The organism is Aureimonas sp. CAS, from assembly GCF_059838215.1.
In genome coordinates, this window is the sequence record NZ_CM187563.1 from 2,318,192 (window position 1) to 2,341,177 (window position 22,986).

A 22,986-nucleotide genomic window follows, 5' to 3' on the forward strand; every position below is an offset into this window, starting at 1 on the left:
AAGGAGAGATTGACGCCAGGGACATCCCGAGACGCGTCAGATGCGGATCGTGCCTTCGAGATAGAGTGCGCCGCGGCCGGAGACCACGACCGTCTCGTCCTCCACCTCGCACAGGATCGTCCCGCCCCGCGCGGACATCTGCCGGCCGACGAGGGACGTCTTCGCGTACTCCAGCGCCCAAAGGGGCGCGAGCGAGCAATGCGCCGATCCGGTCACCGGATCTTCGTCGATCCCGAACTTCGGCGCGAAGTAGCGCGAGACGAAGTCGCAGTCGGGCCCGCCCTCGGCGGTGACGAGGACGCTGCGCCAGGAGAGGCGAGCGATGGCCGCGATGTCGGGGGACAAATCGCGGACGTCCTCCCAGCGCGGCAGTACGACCATCAGGATCTCGTCGCCCGGCACCGGGACGAGATAGGAGGCGACCGGCTCGACCCCGAGCGCCCGGGTCACGGTCTCGTCGCCCGCGACGGGGCTGAACCGGCGGCGCGGCAGGCGCATCCGGTAGAGGCCAGCCTGGCGCGAGACGGTGAGTTCGCCGGAGAAGCGGGTGCGGAAGCGCAGAGTTTCGGCGCTTTCGCCGAGGCATTCGGCGAGCACGAAGGCGGAGGCCAGCGTCGCATGTCCGCAGAGCGGCACCTCGCTCGTCGGCGTGAACCAGCGCAGCTCCCAGATGCCGGGCTCGACGGCCAGCAGAAAGGCCGTCTCGGACAGATTGTTCTCCGCCGCGATCGCCAGCAGCGTCTCGTCGGGAAGCCACTCCGTAAGCGGCACGACGGCGGCGGGATTGCCCGCGAACAGTCGGTCGGCGAAGGCATCGACCTGATAGATCGGCAGTCTGGTCATGTTCTCTCCGTCTGCGCCGGCGCGGCGCCTTCCCACTTGTCCAGAAAGGCTTCGATGGCGAGGGACTGCATGTCGGGGATCGCCTCGAACAGGCGTTCCTCCGGCCAGTCCCACCAGGCGAGCGCGATCAGGCGCTCCGCGATCTCCCTGGAGAAGCGGTCGCGCAGCTTGCGGGCCGGCGAGCCCGCGACGACCGCATAGGGGGCGACGTCGCGGGTGACGACCGCGCCCGCCCCGATCACCGCACCGTGCCCGATGGCGATCCCGGGCATGAGGATGGCGCCGTGCCCGATCCAGACGTCGTTGCCGATCGAGACCTTCGCGGCCCGGCGCTCCTCGCGCGTTCCGGCGTCCACGCCGAGGAAGCGGAAATATTCGTTCGGCCGGTAGCTGATCTTGTGCGTCGTCACCCGCTCCATCGGATGGGCGAGCGCGTTGAGGCGCACGTTCGCGGCGATCGAACAGAATCTGCCGATGGTCGCGTAGGCGGCCTCCCCGCCCCGTTCCATGTAGGAATAGTCGCCCACGACCGTTTCGCGCAGCGCCACGCGCGGCCCGATCTCGACGAAGCGGCCGAGGCGGCAGTCTTTCAGCTCGGCGCTCGGATGGACGCGCGGCTCGCCCTGGCGAAAGCGCAGATCGTCGCCGTCCTTCGACAGGAAGTCGCGCCGCGCCATCGCCCCTCGTCTCCGCTTTCGGCTGCCCGATCGGCCGCTTTGCCACCGCAATCGCGATCCTGTATCGCACGTCCCATCAGGAGACCAAGGCCGAATGTCCGAGACGCCCCCGCCCCGCCGAAAGCTGCCGATCGTGCGCACCGCGCTCTGGGCGATGGTGGCCGTGATGGCCGGCATCCTCCTCTACCTCTGGACATTCGGCCTCCAGAGCACGGACGGGCGGCTGGACGCGGCCACCCAACCCTATGGAAGCGATTTCACGCTCGTCGATCAGACGGGCGAGACCTTCACGCAGGATGATCTGCGCGGCGCGCCGACCGCCCTCTTCTTCGGCTTCACTCATTGCCCCGACATCTGCCCGACCACGCTCTACGAGCTGGCGGGGCATCGACAGGCGCTGCAGGCGGAGGGCGAGGACATCCAGATCGTCTTCGTGACCGTGGATCCCGAGCGCGACACGCCCGAGATCCTGGGCCAGTACGTGGCCAATGTCGGGACGCAGGTGACCGCCCTGTCCGGCGAGCCGGACGCGGTGCGCGCCATGCTCCACGGCTGGGGCATTCACGCCTCGCGCGTCGGCGAAGGCGAGAACTACACGATGGACCACACCGCCTCGGTCGTCCTCCTCGGCTCGGCCGGCCAGTTCGTCGGCACCATCTCCTACGGCGAGAACCCGCAGACGGCTCGCGAAAAGCTCCTCCGGCTGGCGAGACTCTGATGCCCCAGACCCGACTGTTCGCGCGCGCCGACAAGGCGCCCGCCTTTGCCCTCTACGAGCGTCTCGACGCCGTCTTCGGAGAGGACGAGGGCGTCGCCCTCTCCATCGTCGAACACGACGAGGAGGCGGGCGTCCAGGAGGTCTCGGCCTATTTCGAAGACCTGTCCGAGGTGGACGAGGACTCGCTGGCGCGCGCCTTCGACGGCATCTCCTACGAGCGGGAGGAGCTGCCCGACATCGACTGGATGCAGAACGTTCTGGCGGATCTCAAGCCGGTCCGCGCCGGTCGCTTCCTGGTGCACGGCTCGCACGACCGCGAGAAGGTGCGGACGAACGATCTGTCGATCGAGATCGAGGCGGGGCAGGCGTTCGGGACGGGTCATCACGGCACGACGGCCGGGTGCCTGACCATGATCGGCGAGATCGTGCGCCGGCGCCGGCCCGGCAACGCGCTGGATCTCGGAACGGGAAGCGCGGTGCTCGCCATCGGCATCGCCAAGCTCGCCCGCGTTCCGGTTCTGGCGACCGACATCGATCCCGTCGCGGTGCGGGTCGCCAAGGAAAACGTTCAGGCCAACGGTGTGGCTTCGCTCGTGGAGACGGCGGTGGCGAAGGGCTTCTCGGCACCGGCCTTCCGGCCCTACTCGCCCTTCGACCTGATCGTGGCGAACATTCTCGCGGGCCCGCTCATGGCGCTGGCGCCGCAGATGGCGCGCAATCTCTCGCCTTCCGGCGATCTGGTTCTGTCGGGAATCCTGACGCGCCAGCGCAGGGGGGTTCTGGCCGCCTATCGCGACCAGGGGCTCTATCACCGCAAGACCCTGACGCGCGGCGAATGGGTGACCCTGCATCTCACGCGCTGACGGTCGGCGCCCACGCCCCCATCGCCATGCGAGGGCACGGACGCCCGTCAACGAACGAACGCCGGGGAGGTCGGCTTCGACCTTTCGAAGCCGCGCGGACCGCTTCAGATGCGTTCAGGCGCGCCGGCTTCGATCCGCGAGCCGCGCAGAGCCACCAGATCGGCTTTGAGATCGACGGCGAACAGACGCGATCCCTCGGCCAAGCGCTGCGGCAGGCGGTAGCCGCTGGCGCCGGCCAGACGGCGATGCGGAAAGCCGAGACGCGGCGAGGACGGATGGTTCCGGTCGAGAGGGGCGATGGTCATGTGACACCTTCGAGGTGTGGGCGAGGCTCCCATCCGCTTTATGCCGCACTGCAGCACCGGGAGGCACCCGGTCCGGCGCATAGCTCGCCTGCGCGAAGCGGGCGGCAAATTCACGTCACCTTCATCGATCCTTTACGATGTTGACCCGTTCACGGGGGCGGTGAAGAAAACCGCCATAGGCCCTTGATTGCGGGTGCCGAAAGCGCCCACCACCGGACCCGAACGGACGACCGTGGTCGAACGGGCCACCGTGCCGTCCGACACAGATGAGGAGGATTCGCCATGTTCCAGGATTTCGAGGAGAAGGGCAGCTCGGCCGAGAGCGCCGCGCGGCTTGCGCAGCTCCGGGCGATCCTCTCCCAGGCCGGGGTCGACGGTTTCATCCTGCCGCGCAGCGACGAATTCCAGAACGAATACATTCCCGACAGCGCCGAGCGGCTGCGCTGGCTGACCGGCTTCACCGGATCGGCGGGCTTCGCGGTGATCCTGCCGGACCGGGCCGTGGCCTTCTCGGACGGGCGCTATGCGGTTCAGCTTCCCGCCCAGCTCGACCCCAAGGCCTTCTCGGCGGCCGATTCGACCAAGATCGGCCTGCCCGAATTTCTCTCGCAGAACGCCAAGGGCCTGCGGATCGGCTTCGACCCGTGGATGCACACGGCCGAAGAAGTCGCGGCGCTGCGAAAGGCCGCCGCGACGGACGGGTTCGAAATGGTCGCGCTCTCGCGCAATCCGGTCGATCTCGTCTGGCAGGACCGGCCCGCGCCACCGAAGGGCCGCGTGGCCATTCACCCGGACGCCTATGCCGGCCAGAGCGCGGAGGAAAAGCGGGCGCAGATGGACGCCGCGCTGGAGAAGGCGGACGCCGATCTCTGCGTTCTGACCGATCCGTGTTCGCTGGCCTGGGTGCTCAACATCCGCGGCGCGGACGTCATCCACAAGCCGCTGCCGCTGGCCTTCACGATCCTGCGGCGCGGCGCCCTTCCCCTCGTCTTCCTCGACCCGGACAAGATCGACGCGAGCGACCGGCCGGAACTCGAACGGCGCGCCGAACTGCACGAGCCCGAGACCTTCGAGCGCCTCCTGCGGCAGGCCTCGCGCGACGCGAAGGTGATGATCGACACCAAGCTCGCCGCGCGCCGGATCGTCGATATCGTCGAGGGCGCGGGCGGAACGGTGGTCGAGGGGCGCGATCCGGCGCTTCTGCCCCGCGCGCGGAAGAACGCGGTCGAAGTCCAGGGCGCGCGGCAGGCCCATTTGCGCGACGGCGCGGCGATGGCCTCGTTCCTCGCCTGGATGGACGCGCAGGAGCCCGGCAGCCTCACCGAGATCGACGCCGCGCGGAAGCTGGAGACCCTGCGGATCGAATTCGCGCGCGCCAACGGCATGGAGCTGAAGGACATCTCCTTCGACACGATCTCCGCCGCCGGGCCGAACGCCGCGCTGCCGCACTACCGCGTCTCGACCGCCTCGAACCGGACGATCCGGGCGGGGGAGGTCTATCTGGTCGATTCCGGCGGCCAGTATCTCGACGGCACTACCGACATCACGCGCACCATCGCGGTCGGCGACGTGCCCGAGCACGTCCGCCGCGCCTTCACGCTCGTTCTGAAGGGCATGATCGCGGTCTCGACAGCGCGCTTCCCGAAGGGCACGCGGGGAACGGAGCTCGACCCCCTCGCCCGCATCGCGCTCTGGCGGCACGGCCTCGACTACGCCCATGGCACGGGCCACGGCGTCGGCTCCTATCTCGGCGTCCACGAGGGGCCGCAGTCGATCTCCCGGCGCGGAACGACGGTGATCGAGGAGGGCATGATCCTCTCGAACGAGCCGGGCTGCTATCGCGAGGGCGAATTCGGCATCCGGATCGAGAACCTGATCCTGACGCTGCCCGCCGAACCGATCGAAGGCGGCGATCTCCCGATGCACGGCTTCGAGACGCTGACCTTCGCCCCGATCGACCGGAGGATGATCGTCCCTGCCCTTCTGGAGACCTGGGAGGCCGACTGGCTCGACGCCTACCACGCGCAGGTCCGAACGAAGCTCACCCCGCTTCTCGACGCCGAGGACGGGGCATGGCTCGCGCGGGCCACCGCGCCGCTGGCCCGGTAATACGAAAGGCCCGCCGCGATCCCTCGCGGCGGGCCTTTCTCAAGCCACTCCCGGACGGCTCAGCGGCAGAGCTGACGCGGTCCGTGATAGGGCTGGAACGTGCCCGAGCGCGCGTCGAAGGACCGGTAACGCTGCGAGCAGTAGCGGTACCATTCGGCCGTCCAGGGCGCCGGACGATAGCCGACATGGTGACCGCCCGGCTGAACGGGAACGTAGCGCCGCTCCACGTAGCGCGGCTGCGAGGCCGCGCCGGCGATGATGGCGCCGAGCGCCAGACCCGCGACGGCTCCGCCGATGGCGGCGTTGCGGTTCGAACGGCGATGGTGGCGATAGTAGCCCCGATCCCCGCGCCAATGGCGACCGCCGTGATGGTATCCGCGATGCCCGCCGCGGTAGTACTGCGCCTGCGCCTCCGATACGCCCACGACCGGTCCGGCGATCGGCGCCGACTGCGGAATGGCGATCGATGCGGGCACCATGGCAAGGCCGAGCGCCACGGCCAGCGCCTTCCCGCCGAACATCTTGAACAGCCTCATCGTCTGGCCTCCTGAAAGTTCTCTCACCTTCCGACCTAACAGGATGCCGCCTGAACGGTTCCTGAACATCCGGTAAACGAGAGGCGCACAGCCGCGCGCCCTCGGCGCGCCGGCAAACAACGTCGAGCAAATCCTCGTGATGATTGGCGCACGCGGCGTCGAGCGAAGGTCGTTCGCACAGCTTCGGCGGAGCAAATCGTTCGGATGCGTCGTTTCTCCCTTCAAATGCCGCTGTCGTTCCGCCATATCGGATGGAACATCATGCGCGGGAGACGAGACCGATGATCTGGCTGCACCGATACCGCTTCGCAACAATGCTGGCGGTCTTCACGATGATCTTCTCATTCGTGGCGATCGACTTCGCGGAAGCTCGGCGCGGCGGCGGCTTCGGCTCGCGCGGCGCGCGCACCTACCAGTCCGCCCCGGCGACGAACACGGCGCCCTCGGCGGCGCCCGTGCAGCGCTCCGTCACGCCCGGCAACCCGGGCACGACCGGGGCCGCGGCTCCGGCCGCAGGCGCCGCCGGCGCGGCGGCGGCGACCCGTGGCGGCTTCCTCGGCTCGCCTCTGGCGCGCGGCCTTCTTCTCGGCGGTCTCTTCGGCCTGTTCCTCGGCACCGGTTTCGGCGGCATGGCCGGCTTCCTCGGCCTTCTGTTTCAGGTTCTCCTGATCGGCGGTCTCGCCTATCTCCTGATCCGCCTCTTCCGCTCGCGTTCGGCGCCCGCGACGGCCGGTGGCCAGCCGATGCAGCGCTCGATGGAGGGCGGCGCGTCCGGCCCCGGCGGCAATTCCCGCTCGCCCGACTTCCGTCATCTCGGCGCGGGCGTCGGCGACGCGGGCGCGGCCGGTACGGCCAGCGTCTCGAAGGGCGACGAGCTCGGCATCACCGGCCGGGACCTCGATATCTTCGAGCAGCGTCTCTACCAGCTGCAGGACGCCTTCGGGCGCGAGGACTATGCGGCGATCCGCGAGATCACGACGCCGGAGATCATGTCCTACCTCTCCGAGGAGCTCTCGCAGAACGCCACGCGCGGGGTGAAGAGCGAGGTCGGCGAGGTGAAGCTCCTGCAGGGCGACGTCGCCGAAAGCTGGAAGGAAGGCTCGCGCGAGTTCGCCACCGTCGCCATGCGCTATTCCATGGTCCAGTGGCTGCGCGACCGGCAGACCGGCGAGATCGTGGAGGGCTCCGATTCCGAGCCGGTCGAATCGACGGAAGTCTGGACGTTCCTGCGCGACCATCAGGACGAGTGGAAGCTGACGGCGATTCAGGACGCCTGACCCGCATCCATCAGGTTCTTCGATCGGGGGCGCTTCGGCGCCCCTTTTCGTGCGCCCTCAGGCCCCGGCCGCGCGAAGCAGGGCGATGGTGGCGACCCCGATCGTCACGCAGGACAGGACCGACAGGCGAAGCGACAGGAGCGCGGCCAGAAGGATCACGCCCCTCTCCGGCCAGCCGCCCTCCACGAAAGCCGGCACGACCAAGGTCACCAGCATGGCCGGCGGAACGGCGTTCAGCGCGGCCTCGAGCCGGGGCGGAATGGATTTCAGCCTCGACAGAAGGAGATGGCCGGCAACCCGCGTCCCGTAGGTCAGGACGCCGGCCGCGACGATGAGGAACCAGAGATCGCTCACCGCCCCTCCTCCGCCTTCGGCGGCATGAGAGCCGCGGCGGCGATGCCGAAGAGCCCGCCGATCGTCACGTGCCAGGGCGATCCGAGCGTCAGATAGACGAGGATCGAACCGGCCGCCGAGGCGCAGAAGACCGGCAGGAAGCCGCCGCGTTTGCGGAACTGGATCGTCAGCGCAAGGAAGTAGATCGGCAGCAAAAGGTCGAGCCCCAGCGCCCGCTGGTCCCCGATCAGGGCCCCGAAGACGAAGCCGGCCGCCGTCGAGATCAGCCAGGAAACGTAGAGCGTGAGCGCGAACCCGAAGTAATATCCTCGCGACAGGGACCGGGTGCGGCTGCGAGTCTCGGCTGCGGCGAAGACGGGATCGACGAGGAGATAGAAGGCGAGCGCCTTCTCCTTGGTGTCGAAGCGCTGGAGATGCCGGCCGATGGAGGCCGAGTAGAGCACGTGCCGGAAATTGACCGCGACGACCGCCAGAAGCACGGACCAGAGCGGCGTGCCCGCCGCGACGAGCTGAAGGATGACGAGCTGCGAGGCCCCGGCATAGACCGAGGCGGAAAGGCCCATCGCCTCCCACAGCGTCAGGCCCGCATCGCGGGCGAGGGCCCCGAAGACGACCCCGAACGGAAGGACCGCGAGGACGACCGGGACGACTTCGGCCATGCCCTGGCGCCACTCGCCGCTGGCCGGAGGCCGCTCGCCGGGCGTGGGGTGAGGTCCGCCTTCGGCGGCCCGGCCGGTTTGAATGGTCATGTCGGGCATGGGCTTTCGCTCGGGACGCGGACGCGTCGGTTCCGGGCCTTCGCCCGGTGCTGTCACGCGGCTCGGATGGGCGGAGTTCGGATCCCTGCCCGCGCGCCGGAAGGCGGAGCGGCGATCGTCAGAGTTCGATCGCCGTGGGGTCGGCGTCCTCGTCCCCGTCGCCATCCGCGGGAGAACTGTCGGCGACGACCTGCTCGAAGCTCTGCAGCACGATCCGCCACCAGTCGACCGAATCCTCGAGATTGGTCTCGGTCACCGAGCCGAAGAGGTTCACGTCGTATTCGAGCACCGGCTCGCCGTCGGTGCCGAGATAGGCGCGGCCGAAGCGGGACGCGCGGTTCCAGTCGTTGACGGCCTCGAGCGTCACGTCCTTCGTCGCCCAGGACGCGGAGAAACTGACCGAGTGGCAGGCCACCTTCTCGTCGTTGCACTCGTAGAAATAGACCGCGAAGCGCGTCCCGTCGATCCGGCCGTTGATCATCGGCGTGTCGTCCGCCGCCTTGCCGATGCGCGCCGAGCCGAAGCCGCGCACGATCGCGGCCACCGCCTCGGGATCGGTGGCGTCTATCAGCTCTTCGGCACCCGCGAATTGCGGTCCGGCCAGAACCAGCGAAGCCAGCAGGTAGACTGTTGCGCGCATGAAGGATCGTCCCCTCGAACCGTTCACGAAAACTCTATCGGCCAAAGCGTCGTGCGTCACGGCCTGCGTCCGATCCTCTCGAACCAGCCGTCCTCGTCGAGGATCTCGATTCCGAGTTCGCGCGCCTTGTCGAGCTTGGAGCCCGCACCGGGACCCGCAACGACGAGGTCCGTCTTCTTCGAAACCGAGCCGGCTGTCCGGGCGCCGAGCGCCTCGGCCATCTCCTTGGCCTCGTCGCGGGTCATCTGCTCCAGCGAGCCGGTGAAGACGATCGTCTTGCCCGCCACCGGCGAGGACGCCGGAGGCTTCGCCCGTTCGTTCGTCGTCGAGACCCCCGCCGCCAGAAGCGCCTCGACGGCCTCCCGGTTGTGCGCCTCGTCGAAGAACTGGATGAGCGAGCCGGTGGCGACCGGGCCGATGTCGCTGTCGCGGACGAGCTTCAGATAGTCCGCGCTCGCGCGTGCGGACACGGCGGCCCGGAGCCCTTCGGTCATTGATGCTCCTGCCCCGAAGGTCTCGCGCAGGGCCACGCGCTGCGGCGAGTTGAGGCGCAGCCCCGCATGCTGCGTCGGATCGAAATCGGGCGTATCGCCCTTCCCGTTCACCGCCTCGACGAGACCCTCCAGCGCCTTCGAACCTTCCCCGAAGCCCCGAAGGCTCGTCAGCCGGCGCCAGGCCTCGCCCGGCTGGCCGTTCCGCGCGGCTTCGACGCCCCGGATCAGGTCCGGCACGTCCTCGAAATGGCGGGCAAGCGCCTTCGCGGTCGTCTCTCCGATATCGGGAATGCCGAGCGCGAAGATGAAGCGGTCGAGCGGAACGGTCCGGCGGTCCTCGATCGCCGCGAGGATGTTCTCCACGGCGAGCTTGGCCTCGGAGCGCTGCGCGGACGTCTCGTCCTCGTCCGCCACGGCCTCGCCGGCCGCCAGCGCCCGCTCGCGCGCCAGCATGCGGCGCCGTTCGTCCAGCGCGTCGCGCACCGCCTCGAAGTCGAGACGGAAGATGTCCGCCGGCTGCTTCACCGCGCCGCTGTCGTAGAGCGCGTCGACGATGGTCGCTCCGAGACCCACGATGTCGAAGGCGCCGCGCGAGACGAAGTGCTTGAGGCCCTCGCGCCCCTGCGCCGGACAGGTGAGACCCGCCGTGCAGCGGCGCACGGACTCAGGCCGTCCCGTCTGCGGATCGACCTCGCGCACCGCCTTGGAGCCGCAGATCGGGCAATGGTCGGGGAAGCGGAAAGGCTCGGCGCCCTCCGGCCGCTTCTCGATGACAACGTCCAGCACCTGCGGGATAACGTCCCCGGCACGCTGGATGACGACGGTGTCGCCGATGCGGATGTCCCGGCCCTCGCGGATCGGCAGGCCGTTCGAATCGACTCCGGCAATATAGTCCTCGTTGTGAAGCGTGACGTTGGAGACCGTGACGCCGCCGACGGTGACGGGCTTCAGCCGGGCCAGCGGCGCGAGCTTGCCCGTGCGGCCGACATTGATGTCGATCGCCAGAACCTCGGTCGTCGCCTTCTCGGCGGAGAACTTGTGCGCGATCGCCCAGCGCGGCGAGCGGGAAACGAAACCGAGATCCTCCTGGAAGCCGAGGTCGTCGACCTTGTAGACGACGCCGTCGATGTCGTAGCCGAGGTCGGCCCGCTCTTCCTCGATGAGCCGGTAATGCGCGATCAGTCCTTCGACGGTCTCGAAGCGCCGCATCAGCGGCTCGCTCCGGCCGAACTGCGGTACGGCGTTGGTCTGGAAGCCCATGCGCGTCAGCGCCTCGACCATCGCCGTCTGCGTCTCGGCCGGGCGCTCGGAGAGCTCGCCCCAGGCATAGGCGAAGAAGCGCAAGGGGCGCGAACGGGTGATCTCCGGGTTCTTCTGCCGAAGCGATCCCGCCGCCGCGTTGCGCGGATTGGCGAACTGGCGCGCTTTCGACGTAGTCTCCTCGGTGTCACTCTCCTCGCCGTCCGGAGGCTGGACAGCGCCCGCCAGCCCCTCGTTCAGCGCCAGGAAGTCGGCATGCGTCATGTAGACCTCGCCGCGCACCTCGAAGACGGCGGGACGCACGCCCGCCAGCCGATGCGGGATGTCCTCAACGGTCAGAGCGTTGGCCGTCACGTCCTCTCCGACCGCGCCGTCGCCGCGCGTCGCGGCCGAAACGAGGCGGCCGTCCTCGTAGCGGAGGGACAGCGACAGCCCGTCGATCTTGGGCTCGGCCGTGATCGCGAGCGGCGCGTCCTCGGCCAGATCCAGCATCCGCCGCACGCGGCGCGCGAAGTCGGCGACATCGCCATCGGTGAAGGCGTTGTCGAGCGAGAGCATCGGCAAAGCGTGGCGGATCTTGGCGAACCGGCCCGAGGGCGCGGACCCGACGCGCCGGGAGGGCGAATCCTCGCGGACCAACGCGGGAAAGCGGCGCTCGATGGCGGCGTTGCGGCGACGCAGGGCATCGTACTCCGCGTCCGTCACGGCCGGCTCGTCGTTCTCGTAATAGCGACGGTCGTGCCCGGCGATCTCTTCCGCGAGGCGTTGGAGTTCGCGCGCCGCCTCGCTTTCGTCGAGTGCGCCGACGTCCCTCTGCTCGATCCCCTTGCCCATTTCCGGTCCCCTTCTCAGGCGGTCTGCCCGATCAGGCGGCGCGCCGCCGCCCTCGCCTCGTCGGTCACCTGCGCCCCCGCCAGCATGCGCGCGATCTCCTCGGCCCGCGCCGGTCCGTCCATCTCCGCGACGCGGGTCGCGAGGCGGTTCTCCTCGCCGCCGGAGGCGGATTTGGAGATCAGGAGATGCGTTTCCGCCCTCGCCGCGACCTGCGGCGCATGGGTGACGGACAGGACCTGAACGCCGTCCGCGAGGCGAGCCAGACGCCGTCCGATCGCATCGGCCACCGCGCCCCCGACACCGGTATCGATCTCGTCGAAGACGAGCGTCGGCGCCGAGCCGCGCGTGGCGAGCGCGACCTTCAACGCCAGGAGGAAGCGCGACAGCTCGCCGCCCGAGGCGACCTTCATCATGGGGCCGGCGCGCGTGCCCGGATTGGTCCGGACGTGGAACTCGACCGTGTCGATCCCCGACGCGGAGGGGCGCGCGGCGTCGGTCTGCAGCGAAACGATGAACTCGGCGCGCTCCAGCTTGAGATCGGGCAGCTCCGCCATCACGGCCGCTTCGAGCAGTTTGGCCGTCGTCGCGCGCCGTTCGGAAAGCTCGGCCGCCAGCCGCTCGAACGCTGTCTGCGCCTCCCCGACCGCGCGCTCCAGCACGCCGACCTTCTCCTCGCCCGCATCAAGATCTGCCAGATCGGCGATCATCTTCTCGGCGAGCTCGGGCAGATCGTCGACGGGGAGATTGAACTTGCGCCCCGCCGCGCGCAACGCGAACAGCCGCTCCTCCGTCGCCTCCAAAGCGCGCGGGTCGAACTCCAACGCCCGCAGCGCCGCTTCCAGGCTCTGCTGCGCCGAGGACAGATTGTCGAGGCCCGCATCGAGCTGCGCCAGCGTCTCGTCGAGAAGGCCGGGCAGTTCGTCGCGTCGGCGGTCGAGCCTGCGGAGCAGGCCGGCCAGCGCGGGGATCGGCGAGGCCGGGCCGGACAGTTCCTCGTTGGCGTCGTTGACGTCGGAGGCGATCTTCTCCGAGCGCATCATCGTCTGGCGCTTGGCGGCCAGCTCCTCCTCCTCGCCGGGCAGCGGGGAGAGCTCGGACAGCTCCTCCACGCAGGCGCGCAGATAGTCCGCCTCGCGCGAAGCGGCCTCCACCTTCGCGCGGTGCCGGACAAGTTCGGCTTCCGCCGTGCGCCACGCGGAATAGGCCGAAGACACCGCCGCCGCCTCGCGGGTCAGGCCGCCATAGGTGTCGAGCACGGTGCGGTGCGCCTCCGCATCGACCAGCGCCCGGTCGTCGTGCTGGCCGTGGATCTCGACCAGCGCAGCGCCCAGTTCGCGCATCAGCGAGACGCTGGACGGCCGGTCGTTGACGAAGACGCGCGTTCGGCCGTCCGCGCTCTGGATGCGGCGCAGGATCAGGTCGCCGTCTTCGTCCGCCCCCCGTTCTCGGACAGGATGGCGCGGGCGGGATGGTCCGCTGCCACGTCGAAGACCGCGGTCACCTCCCCCTGCTTGGCGCCATGGCGCACGAGCGAACCGTCGCCGCGCCCGCCGAGCGCGAGCGAAAGTGAGTCGAGCAGGATCGACTTGCCCGCGCCGGTCTCGCCGGTCAGCACCGAAAGGCCGGCCTTCAACGAAAGGTCGAGCCGTTCGATGAGGACGATGTCGCGGATCGAGAGATGGACGAGCATGGAGCGGGAGATACCGCTTTCCGGACGCAAATGAACAGGCGCTCTAAATAAGACGCCGGCGCGCCGCCGGAAAGCGCAAACGAAGAAGGCCGGCATCGAGGCCGGCCTTCGCATCGCTCTTTCGAAGTGTCAGGCGCGCGGCGGCGGCTGCAAAGCCGGCTCGGAGGCGGCGACCGGAACGGCCGAGTCGCGCGGCGCTCCGGTGATGGCGCGCGTCGCACCCGCGAACCATCCGCTGCCGGCCTGCGGCTGGAGCCCGCCCGCCTGCAAGCGAGCGTAGCTATCGGCGTACCACTGCGATTCGGGGAAGTTCTGGCCGAGCACCGAGGCCGACGCCTGCGCTTCCTGCCGCAGACCCATCGACAGATAGGCTTCGGTCAGGCGCGCCAGGGCCTCTTCCACGTGGCGCGTCTGCGGATAGGTGTCGACGACGTTCCGGAACCGGTTGATCGCCGCGATGTACTCACGACGCTCCAGATAATAGCGCCCGACCTGCATCTCCTTGCCGGCGAGCTGATCGCGCGTCTGACGCAGCTTGGCGCGCGAATCCTCGACATAGGGACTGTCGGGGTAGCGGTCGATGACCTCCTGCAGCGCGGCCGCGGCGCGCGCCGTCTGCGTCTGGTCGCGCGTCACGTCGGGCATCTGCCGGAAGTAGGACAGGCCCATCAGATACTGCGCATAGGCGGCTTCTTCGCTGCCCGGATAGATCGTGACGTAGCGGCGGGCCGAGGACACCGCCTCGTCGTAGTCGCCCGCGCGATAGGCCGTGAAGGACCGCATGATCAGCGCGCGGCGCGCGAATTCCGAATAGGGATGCTGGCGGTCGATCGCCTCGAACTTGGCGCTCGCCTCCCCGAGGCGGCCGGCGTCGAGATTGGCGAGGCCCTGATTGTAGAGAACGTCCGCCGGTTCGGTCTGCGCGGCGAGCGCCAGCGCGTCGAAATTCTGGTCCCCGCCGCCCATGCAGCCGGAGAGGCCGAAGACCGAGGCGGACAGGAAAAGGGCGGCCGCAGTGCGCGTCGTCACGGATCGGCCGCGCCCGTTCGAAGAAAGGCGCATCGATGTGGTCCCCCTGGTCGCTCGTCCACGCGCACCCCGAGAGCGCGCGACGCTTCGCGTAGCTTCATACTGGAAAACGAGGCGCACGCGAAGCTGTTCTCGAAAGGCGTTGAAGCCGGGCCAACGCGCCTTTTTTGAGGCGGTCGGCCCGCGCCCTTTCAGATCACAGGACCTGCGGGCCGAAGGCCGAGGCGGCGACCGCCGTCAGCGAAGCGGCGCGCCCGGCCCGCGCGACCTGCCGGGTCGGCGCCTCGACGATCTCGTAGGCGGTCCGGTCGGCCATCAGGGCAGCAAGCGCCATGGCGTTCAGGCGATGTCCGCCGCGATAGGACTTGTAGCAGCCGAGAATGCGCACGCCGGCCATCGCCTGATCGCCCACGGCGTCCAGCGCCTTGTGGCGGACGAACTCGTCGGCGTAGCGCAGACCGCCCGGATTGATCACGCGATGATCGTCGCCGATCACGACGGAATTCTCGAGCGAGGAGCCGAGCGCATGGCCCGAAGCCCAGAGCCGCTCCACGTCCTTCATGAAGCCGAAGGTGCGCGCGCGGGACAGCTCGTCCCGGAAGAAGGCCGGCGTCAGCTCGCCGGCGATGAACTGGCGGCCGATCGCGGGGGTCGGGAAGTCGATCTCGACCTCGAAGCGCGTGCCCTCGTGCGGGCGGTACTCGGCGCGGGCCTCGCCCATCTCGACGACGACCGGCTTGAGCACGCGGACGAAGCGGCGCGGCGCGCGCTGGGCCACGAGACCCGCCTTCTCGATCGCCTCGACGAAGTCGCGCGAGCAGCCGTCAAGGATCGGCACCTCGGTGCCCTCGACCTCGACGATCGCGTTGTCGACGTCCATGGCGTAGAGCGCGGCCATCAGATGCTCGACCGTGGACACGTGGGCGCCGGACACGTCGCCGACGACGGTCGCGAGATCGGTGGAGGAGACATTGGCGGAGACCGCGCGCAACTCACGGATCAATCCGGACGCCTCGAAGACGTGGAAGACGATGCCCGTGTCCGGGTCGGCCGGATGGATCGCCATCTCGACCGCGTGCCCGGAGTGCACGCCGACACCGTTGAAACCGATGCGCGCGCCGATCGTCTGCTGGAACTGCTTCACTACGGCACTTTCCCCTGACGCGCTGGAAGCGCGAAGAACTGGAAGCGGAAGAGGCGCCCTCCCAAGGCCGGTCCCGCGGGGGCCCGAAACACGTCTCGGGCACGTCACAAACTAACTCTCGCCGCCGTCCAGCCCAAATGACGATTTCTTACCCAATGTTACGGAGTGAGTGGTTTCCGGGCCGTTAAAATTGAACATAGTCAACGACTTACAAAAACGGCCCGCCTTCTGGGAAGGCGGGCCGCAACAGTTCCGTGACTGTCGGTGAAGGTCAGCTGGACTGGCGGCGCAGGAAGGCCGGGATCTCGAGCTGGTCCTCATCGCTCTGCGGGCGAACCTGCGAGACCGGGCGGGCGGCCGAGTCCGTCGCCTGACGGCGCGGAGCGTAGGGGCTCGGCTCGGTCGGCCGGGCTTCCGGCGCGCGGGGCGCCATCGCCATCTCCTCGTCCTCGCGACGGGCGAGACCCGTCGTCAGGCGGCGGAGCAGACCCATCGGACCGCGCTCGTCGCCATGAGCCTCGGGCGAGGCCGCGCGGCGCTCCAGCTCGGCCTGGACGACCGGCGGGAAGTCCTCGACGCGCGGCATGCGCGGCGAGACGGCCGGGAAGTCCTGAGCGGTCGCCTGGCCGATCTCGGCCTCCAGGGCGGCGGTGAAGTCGTCCTCCAGATCCGGCACGCCGGCCTGCGGCTGATAGGCCGGCTTGACCGGAGCGGGCGCCTGCGGAGCGGCGTAGGCGACGGGCGCCGGGGCTGCCTGCGGAGCCTGCGCGGCCGGGGCATAGGCCGGAGCCGGCGCAGCCACCGGGGCGGCGGCGACGGGAGCCGGCGCCGGACGCGGGGCCGGCTGGTGGCGCATCTCGGGCTGGCGGTCGAAGGCCTCGGCCGCCGTCTTGTCGATGCCGGTGGCGACGACGGAGACGCGGATCACGCCTTCGAGCGCCTCGTCGAACGTCGCGCCGAGGATGATGTTGGCGTCGGCGTCCACTTCCTCGCGGATACGGGTCGCCGCCTCGTCCACCTCGAACAGGGTCAGGTCGCGGCCGCCGGTGATCGAGATCAGGAGGCCCTTGGCGCCCTTCATCGACGTCTCGTCGAGCAGCGGGTTGGCGATGGCGGCCTCGGCGGCGGCCATGGCGCGGCCCTCGCCAGACGCCTCGCCCGTGCCCATCATGGCCTTGCCCATCTCGCGCATCACGGAGCGGACGTCCGCGAAGTCGAGGTTGATGAGGCCTTCCTTGACCATCAGGTCGGTGATGCAGGCGACGCCGGAATAGAGAACCTGATCGGCCATGCCGAAGGCGTCGGCGAAGGTCGTCTTGTCGTTGGCGATGCGGAAGAGGTTCTGGTTCGGGATCACGATGAGCGTGTCGACGCTCTTCTGCAGCTCCTCGATGCCCTGCTCGGCGATGCGCAGACGGCGCTGACCCTCGAAGTGGAAGGGCTTGGTCACGACGCCGACGGTCAGGATGCCCTTTTCGCGCGCCGCGCGGGCGACGACCGGGGCGGCACCCGTGCCGGTGCCGCCGCCCATGCCGGCGGTGACGAAGCACATGTGCGAGCCGAGGAGGTGATCGCAGATCTCGTCGAGCGACTCTTCGGCGGCCGCGCGGCCGACTTCCGGCTGCGAACCGGCGCCGAGGCCCTCGGTAACCGCAACGCCCATCTGGATGACGCGTTCGGCACGCGAGGAGCGCAGAGCCTGCGCGTCCGTGTTCGCGATGACGAACTCGACGCCTTCGAGGCCGGCGTTGATCATGTTGTTGACGGCGTTGCAGCCGCCCCCGCCCACACCGAAGACGGTGATGCGGGGCTTCAGTTCGGTGATGTCGGGCCGCTGCAGGTTGATGCTCATGGTGTCTTTCAAGTCCTTTTGCGGTGGCCGTCTCGCCGCGCCGGCCCGCTTGCCTTTGTTCAATTCCGCCAGTGCGTCTCAGCACCGTAGTCCGTCAGGCAAGCTCGAAGCTTGCGCAGCTGTTCGTTCTAGAAGCTCCGCCGCAGCCAGGCGCCCATGCGGCCGACCCGCGTCGCCTCGTCGAAGGCGAAGTCGATCGGGGACGTGCGCGGCACGAACTCGTCGGCCGCAACGTCCGGGTAGATCAGGAGACCGACGGCCGTCGCGAAGGCGGGGCTCTTCTGCGCCGCCGAAAGCCCCGCCACGCCGAGGGGACGGCCGAGCCGGACGTTGCGCTGCAGGATGTCGCGACACAGATCGGTCATGCCCGCCAGCTGGCAGGCGCCGCCGGTCAGGACGATGCGCTTGCCGATGACGTGGCCGAGTCCGGACGCCGCGAGGCGGTCGCGGATCAGCTCCAGCGTCTCCTCCACGCGCGGCCGGATGATCTTGGCGATCAGGGATCGGGACACCTGGATGCCCTCGCCGTCGCCCTCGTCGCCCAGCGGCTCGACCGTGATGCGCTCGCCGTCCTCTAGGAGCTCGGCCATGACCGTGCCGTGCACGACCTTCAGCCGCTCGGCCTGATCCGGGCGGATCGAAAGGCCCCGCGCCAGATCCATGGTGATGTGCTGGCCGCCCATCGCCACCGCGTCCGCATAGGCGAGACGCCCGTTGTGGAAGATGGAGATCGTGGTGGTGCCGGCGCCCATGTCGATGCAGGCCGAGCCCATCTGTCCCTCGTCCTCGACCAGCGAGGCGAGGCCCGACGCATAGGGGCTCGCCACGAAGGCCTCGACCTCGAGATGGGCGCGGTTGACCGCGATCTCGAGATTGCGCAGCGGCGTTTCCTCGGCGGTGAGCACGTGCAGCTCGGCGCCCAGCGTCTCGCCGGACATGCCGACCGGATTGTCGAGCCCGCCCTCTCCGTCGAGGATGATGTCGAAGGGGATGGAATGGACCGCGAGCCGCCCGTCGGGCAGCTGGCCGCGCGCCGCGTTGTTGAGGACGCGCTTGAGCTCCGCCTCGCCGACCTCGCCGCCCGCGAGCGAGATCTCGGCCGAGCCGCGAACGCTCTTCAGCCGTCCCGCGCCCAGAGAGACGATGAGCGACTCCACGGTCAGGCCGGCCATGCGTTCGGCCGCGTCCACGCAGGCGCGAATGGAGCGCTCGGCCGCTTCCAGGTCGACGACGACGCCCGACTTCACGCCGCGCGAGCGCTGGTGGCCGACGCCGACCACCTCGATGACGTGGCTGCGGTTCGGCAGCGCCTCCCCGGCCGTGCGCGGACGAAGACGCGCGATCAGGCACGTCATCTTCGAGGAGCCGACGTCGAGGACCGAGACGGTGCGCGTGCGACGCGTCGAGCGCTTGCCGATGCGCGGAAGATCGTCGGAGCGGGAGGAAAAGAACTTCATGCCGGCGTGTCCTTGCGAGCCGCCTGCTTGATCACGCGCTCGCGTTCCTTCAGCGCCGCGTCGCGGCGTTCCTTGGCCTCCGGCGTCAGCTTGACGACGAAGCGATCGGGGACCCGCAGATCGACCGAGACGATGTCGCGCGACAGGATGCGCGTCTCGCGGTCCATCCGCACCAGCTCGGCCGCGGCCTCCATCGGGTCGGTCTCGGGCAGCTTCACCACGACGCCGTTCGTCAGATGAAGGTCCCAACGCCGCTCGGCGACGAGGACATAGGCGCGGATGCGCGGGGTCAGCTCCGGAATGATCTCGATGCGGTCGACGAGGTCCGCCGCCTCGCGGTCCGCCCCCGCGCCGACGACCAGCGGCAGGTCGGTGAAGCGGGTGGTCGCGAAGGGCACGATCGGCGCGCCGTCGCGGTCGATGACGACGAGCTCGCGGCCGAACTGCCAGACGGCGTAGGGCCGCTTCTCGACGATCTCGACCTGTACCGCGTCCGGATAGACCTTCGAGACCGTCGCGCTCTCGACCCAGGGCATTTCCTCGATCGCGGCCTGCGTGGCGACGACGTCCAGCGCCGGCAGCGTCGCCGCACCGCTCATCCAGACGGTCTGCAGGATGTCGATCTGCGAGGTCTCGGAATTGCCCGAGACCTCGACACGGTCGATGGCGAAGCCGAACGGCTCGCTCGTCCAGTCGAGAACCGCCGGCATATGGCCGCCGAGCGCCGCGCCGTAGATGCCGGTGGAGCCGAGAAGCACGATGGACAGGGTGCGGAAGCGCGGCAGCCGCAGCGTCTCCAGCGACTGGCCGTAGGCGCTGATGCGCCGGCCGAGAATGCCCAGGCGCAGCCAGAGGCGACCGACGCGGGCGTCGTGGGAGGGTTTCAGCGCTCGCATGAGGCGTCCTTCACCATCCAGGCGAGCAGTTCGCCGAAGGAATGCCCGGCGGCCCGCGCGATGTCGGGCACCAGCGAAGTCGGGGTCATGCCCGGCTGCGTGTTGATCTCCAGCCAGACCAGCTCGCCTTCCTCGCCGAAGCGGTCGTCGTAGCGAAAGTCGGAGCGCGTCACGCCGCGGCAGCCCATCGCGCGATGAGCGGCGAGCGAATATTCCTGAACCTTGGCCGCGACGGCCTTCGACAGCTCGGCCGGGACGATATGGGTCGAGCCGCCGGGCGAATATTTGGAATCGTAGTCGTAGAAGGCGTGGTCGTTCGACTTGATCTCGCAGACGCCGAGCGCGACGTCGCCCATGACGGCGCAGGTCAGTTCGCGTCCGTGGACATAGCGCTCGACCATCACCGTCTCGCCGAAGCGCCAGTCGGTCCCGGTCAGCTCCTGGGGCGGATGGGCGTGGTCCTCGCGGACGATGAGAACGCCGAAGGACGAGCCCTCGGCGACCGGCTTCACCACGTAGGGCGGCGACATGACATGCGCCCTGCCCGCCTCGCGGCGGTCGACGAGGCGCGATTCGGCGAGCGGGATCTTCGCGGCGCGCGCGATCGTCTTGGCGCGCGCCTTGTCCATGGAGAGAGCCGAGGCGAGCACCCCGGAATGGGTGTAGGGAATCTGCAGGAATTCGAGGACGCCCTGGATGGTCCCGTCCTCTCCGAAGGGACCGTGCAGCGCGTTGAAGGCGACGTCTGGCGACAGCTCCCGCAGGACGCTCGCGACGTCCCGGCCGACGTCCACGCGGGTCACGCGGTAGCCCTCGGCCTCCAACGCGTCGGCGCAGGCGTTGCCGGAGGACAGGCTGACCGGGCGCTCGGAAGAGAAGCCCCCCATCAGCATCGCGACATGCGTGGTCATCAAGCGCTCGATCCATTCCCGAATACGGAAATGACCATCGCTCGAAGATGGTTAAATGGGGGTTAAGACATTATGGCCAAAGAAAGAAAATCGTAAGCGCGTTCGTTGGAGCGGCGTTAACCGCCCCTCGTTCCATGAGGCGCTAGCCGAGCACGGCCAAAGCCACTCCGCCGGTCGCGCTAAGGGCGACGACGATCCAGGGTGGGACCGCCCAGACGACGAGCGCGACGAAACCGGCAAGGGCCAGCGCGAAGTCGCGTCCGTCGCCGACCGCGCTCGTGAAGACCGGCGAATAGAGCGCCGCGCCGAGGATGCCGACGACGGCGGCGTTCGCCCCCTGCATCAGCGACTGCGCCTTGGGCGCGCGCCGGAACCGGTCCCAGAAGGGCAGGATGCCGACGAGAAGCAGGAATCCCGGCAGGAAGATCGCGCCCAGCGCCAGCGCCGCGCCGAGGACGCCGTTCGGCGCCGGGCCGAGAACGGCGCCGAGATAGGCGGCGAAGGTAAAAAGCGGGCCGGGCACCGCCTGAGCGGCGCCGTAGCCGGCCAGGAAGCTGCTCTCGCCGACCCAGCCCGGGCGCACGACCTCCGCCTCCAGAAGCGGCAGCACGACATGGCCGCCGCCAAAGACCAGCGAGCCGGCGCGGTAGAAGGCATCGAGGACGGCCAAGGTCTGCGACTGTCCCGCCAGCATCGGCAGAAGGGCCAGGAGGAGGCCGAAGGCGAAAAGGCAGGCCACGCCGACCGACTTCGTCACGGGCAGCGGTAGATGGCCGCCCGGCCGGGGCTCGCCCTCGCAGGCGATCAGCCCGAGCATCGCTCCGACCGCGATGGCGGCGACCATCCCGAATGCCCCCGGCGCGAAGGCGAGGATCGCGACCGCGAGAACCGCGATGGCGGCGCGCGGCCCGTCCGGGCAGAGCGAACGGGCCATGCCGAGAACGGCCTGTGCGACGATGGCAACGGCGGCGATCTTCAGCCCCGCGATCGCGCCCTCCCCGACAGGCCCGGAGAACGACGCCGCAACGGAGGCGAACAGGACGAGCAGGATCGCGGAGGGCAGCGTGAAGGCCGCGAAGGCCGCCAACGCCCCCGCCCATCCGGCCCGCGTCAGGCCGAGCGCGAAGCCGACCTGGCTGGAGGCGGGGCCCGGCAGGAACTGGCAGAGGGCGACGAGATCGGCATAGGCGCGGTCGTCGAGCCAGCGCCGGCGCGTCACCAGCTCGTCGCGGAAGTAGCCGAGATGGGCGATGGGTCCGCCGAAGGAGGTGAGGCCGAGCTTGAGAAAGACGCCAAAGACCTCGCTCGGCGTTCCGCCCGTTCGCCCGACTTCCGATCCGCTCACCGAACTCTCCCGACCCTGCTCAACGTTTGCCGCACGAACACGGGAATCGGTGACGTTCCGATGACGGCGACCCCTTCACACGGCCCATTTCGGATCGGCGGTGAAGGCGATCGTCAGCCAGCGGTCCTCCGCCCGTCCGCCGACCTTGGTCGCGAGGTCTTCGCGCACGCGGTCGAAATCCGCCACGCTCTGCGCGGGGTGGTCGTGCGGCACGATGAAGTGCAGCTCGACCATGCGCGAGCGTCCGACCTTGGCGACATAGGTCCGCACGTCGCTGTAGCCGTGCGCCTTCACCGCCTCGGCGGCGATCTTGCGCACGCTCTCGTCGAGTTCGCGCGGGGCGATCAGGAAGATGTCCTTCAGCGCCTCGACCACGATCCTGAACGGCATGGGAATGATCGCGAGCGTCAGGACGGCCAGGACCGCCGGATCGACATAGGGGGTCCAGGCCTCGTAGGGCCCGTCCTGCAGGAGCCAGGCGATCGTGAAGGCGACCAGAAGCGCGGAGGTGATGAGCGCCGACATGCCCCAGCCGCGAACGTCGAGCGCGATGAAGTCCGAGCCGATCGTCCGATTAGCGCGCCGACCGTAGAAGAACATGGTGAGGCAGATCGCGACGATGAGAACCGCGTAGATGATGGCCCAGTCGAAGACGAGTTCCCGGCCGCCCGAAAGAAGCGAGCCGACCGCGTTCACGAAGGCGTAGAGCGTCAGGATCATCAGGAGCGCGCCGTTGAGGACGAGCACCATGGGCTCCAGGTGCCAGAAGCCCATCTGGAAGCGCCGGCTCGTCTCGCGCGCGATCAGCCGCGCGACCATCAGCGACAGGAAGGTCATCGAGGCATCGACCACGGAGAACATGCCGTCGAAGGCGATGGAGAGCGAGCCGGACAGGATGCCGAAGACGACACCGATCGTGCCGACGAGAATGGTGGCGGCGATGGAACGCTTGAGGACGGTCTGTTCGGCGGGGGCGGACATGGACGGCAACTCG

20 protein-coding genes and 1 pseudogene are annotated in these 22,986 nt (G+C 69.1%); 4 read left to right on the forward strand and 17 right to left on the reverse strand.

Annotated elements, in window-relative coordinates:
• Positions 1-36 precede the first annotated feature (36 nt).
• Positions 37-843 carry a PhzF family phenazine biosynthesis protein gene (locus AC6R2M_RS11235; protein ID WP_500482150.1) on the reverse strand — a complete coding sequence of 269 codons (807 nt, stop codon included), beginning with the start codon at positions 841-843 and terminating at the stop codon, positions 37-39.
• Complete coding sequence (locus AC6R2M_RS11240) at positions 840-1,520, reverse strand: DapH/DapD/GlmU-related protein (RefSeq protein WP_500482152.1); 681 nt, start codon at positions 1,518-1,520, stop codon at positions 840-842. Before AC6R2M_RS11240 ends, AC6R2M_RS11235 begins: the two co-directional genes overlap by 4 nt.
• 94 nt (positions 1,521-1,614) lie before the next feature.
• Between AC6R2M_RS11240 and AC6R2M_RS11245 the strand changes: the two genes are divergently transcribed.
• Positions 1,615-2,238, forward strand: a complete 624-nt coding sequence (locus AC6R2M_RS11245) for an SCO family protein (RefSeq protein WP_500482154.1) — start codon at positions 1,615-1,617, stop codon at positions 2,236-2,238.
• Positions 2,238-3,101, forward strand: a complete 864-nt coding sequence (locus AC6R2M_RS11250) for a 50S ribosomal protein L11 methyltransferase (RefSeq protein WP_500482156.1) — start codon at positions 2,238-2,240, stop codon at positions 3,099-3,101. The genes AC6R2M_RS11245 and AC6R2M_RS11250 overlap by 1 nt, the downstream gene beginning before the upstream one ends.
• A 104-nt stretch (positions 3,102-3,205) precedes the next feature.
• On the opposite strand, the gene AC6R2M_RS11255 is transcribed toward AC6R2M_RS11250, so the two are convergent.
• Entirely contained in the window at positions 3,206-3,406 is a 201-nt protein-coding gene (locus AC6R2M_RS11255; protein ID WP_500482158.1) for a hypothetical protein, read from the reverse strand.
• Between the two features lie 282 nt (positions 3,407-3,688).
• On the opposite strand from AC6R2M_RS11255, the gene AC6R2M_RS11260 reads away from it, so the two are divergent.
• On the forward strand, positions 3,689-5,515 hold the full coding sequence (locus AC6R2M_RS11260) for an aminopeptidase P family protein (RefSeq protein WP_500482160.1): 1,827 nt from the start codon (positions 3,689-3,691) through the stop codon (positions 5,513-5,515).
• Between the two features lie 59 nt (positions 5,516-5,574).
• Here the strand turns inward: AC6R2M_RS11260 and AC6R2M_RS11265 are convergent, their stop codons facing one another.
• Positions 5,575-6,051 (reverse strand): BA14K family protein, encoded by a 477-nt coding sequence (locus AC6R2M_RS11265; RefSeq protein ID WP_500482162.1) that lies wholly within the window; start codon positions 6,049-6,051, stop codon positions 5,575-5,577.
• A 281-nt stretch (positions 6,052-6,332) separates the two neighbouring features.
• Between AC6R2M_RS11265 and AC6R2M_RS11270 the strand changes: the two genes are divergently transcribed.
• Positions 6,333-7,328, forward strand: a complete 996-nt coding sequence (locus tag AC6R2M_RS11270) for a TIM44-like domain-containing protein (RefSeq protein ID WP_500482164.1) — start codon at positions 6,333-6,335, stop codon at positions 7,326-7,328.
• A gap of 57 nt (positions 7,329-7,385) precedes the next feature.
• Here AC6R2M_RS11270 and AC6R2M_RS11275 read toward each other — a convergent pair whose 3' ends face one another.
• The 13 genes and pseudogenes from AC6R2M_RS11275 to AC6R2M_RS11335 all read right to left on the reverse strand — a co-directional run bounded on the left by AC6R2M_RS11275 (position 7,386) and on the right by AC6R2M_RS11335 (position 22,973).
• Positions 7,386-7,682 (reverse strand): AzlD family protein, encoded by a 297-nt coding sequence (locus tag AC6R2M_RS11275; protein WP_500482165.1) that lies wholly within the window; start codon positions 7,680-7,682, stop codon positions 7,386-7,388.
• Positions 7,679-8,431, reverse strand: a complete 753-nt coding sequence (locus tag AC6R2M_RS11280; protein ID WP_500482167.1) for an AzlC family ABC transporter permease — start codon at positions 8,429-8,431, stop codon at positions 7,679-7,681. The genes AC6R2M_RS11275 and AC6R2M_RS11280 overlap by 4 nt, the downstream gene beginning before the upstream one ends.
• 127 nt (positions 8,432-8,558) lie before the next feature.
• Positions 8,559-9,080, reverse strand: a complete 522-nt coding sequence (locus tag AC6R2M_RS11285) for a YbjN domain-containing protein (RefSeq protein ID WP_500482169.1) — start codon at positions 9,078-9,080, stop codon at positions 8,559-8,561.
• A 56-nt stretch (positions 9,081-9,136) separates the two neighbouring features.
• Positions 9,137-11,668, reverse strand: a complete 2,532-nt coding sequence (gene ligA, locus AC6R2M_RS11290) for an NAD-dependent DNA ligase LigA (RefSeq protein ID WP_500482171.1) — start codon at positions 11,666-11,668, stop codon at positions 9,137-9,139.
• Between the two features lie 14 nt (positions 11,669-11,682).
• Positions 11,683-13,358, reverse strand: a pseudogene (recN, locus tag AC6R2M_RS11295) (DNA repair protein RecN).
• 129 nt (positions 13,359-13,487) lie between these two features.
• Positions 13,488-14,420 carry an outer membrane protein assembly factor BamD gene (locus tag AC6R2M_RS11300; protein WP_500482173.1) on the reverse strand — a complete coding sequence of 311 codons (933 nt, stop codon included), beginning with the start codon at positions 14,418-14,420 and terminating at the stop codon, positions 13,488-13,490.
• A gap of 163 nt (positions 14,421-14,583) precedes the next feature.
• Positions 14,584-15,531 carry a UDP-3-O-acyl-N-acetylglucosamine deacetylase gene (gene lpxC, locus AC6R2M_RS11305; protein ID WP_500482175.1) on the reverse strand — a complete coding sequence of 316 codons (948 nt, stop codon included), beginning with the start codon at positions 15,529-15,531 and terminating at the stop codon, positions 14,584-14,586.
• 271 nt (positions 15,532-15,802) lie between these two features.
• Positions 15,803-17,383, reverse strand: a complete 1,581-nt coding sequence (ftsZ, locus tag AC6R2M_RS11310; protein ID WP_500482177.1) for a cell division protein FtsZ — start codon at positions 17,381-17,383, stop codon at positions 15,803-15,805.
• A 128-nt stretch (positions 17,384-17,511) separates the two neighbouring features.
• Entirely contained in the window at positions 17,512-18,840 is a 1,329-nt protein-coding gene (ftsA, locus tag AC6R2M_RS11315; RefSeq protein WP_500482179.1) for a cell division protein FtsA, read from the reverse strand.
• Positions 18,837-19,736, reverse strand: coding sequence for a cell division protein FtsQ/DivIB (locus tag AC6R2M_RS11320; RefSeq protein WP_500482181.1), 900 nt, complete (start codon positions 19,734-19,736; stop codon positions 18,837-18,839). Before AC6R2M_RS11320 ends, ftsA begins: the two co-directional genes overlap by 4 nt.
• On the reverse strand, positions 19,724-20,650 hold the full coding sequence (locus AC6R2M_RS11325) for a D-alanine--D-alanine ligase (RefSeq protein WP_500482183.1): 927 nt from the start codon (positions 20,648-20,650) through the stop codon (positions 19,724-19,726). The genes AC6R2M_RS11320 and AC6R2M_RS11325 overlap by 13 nt, the downstream gene beginning before the upstream one ends.
• 139 nt (positions 20,651-20,789) lie before the next feature.
• Positions 20,790-21,992 (reverse strand): chromate efflux transporter, encoded by a 1,203-nt coding sequence (gene chrA / locus AC6R2M_RS11330; protein WP_500482185.1) that lies wholly within the window; start codon positions 21,990-21,992, stop codon positions 20,790-20,792.
• Positions 21,993-22,067: 75 nt separating this feature from the next.
• Positions 22,068-22,973: a cation diffusion facilitator family transporter gene (locus tag AC6R2M_RS11335; RefSeq protein ID WP_500482187.1), complete on the reverse strand. Its 906-nt coding sequence runs from the start codon at positions 22,971-22,973 to the stop codon at positions 22,068-22,070.
• Positions 22,974-22,986: the final 13 nt, after the last annotated feature.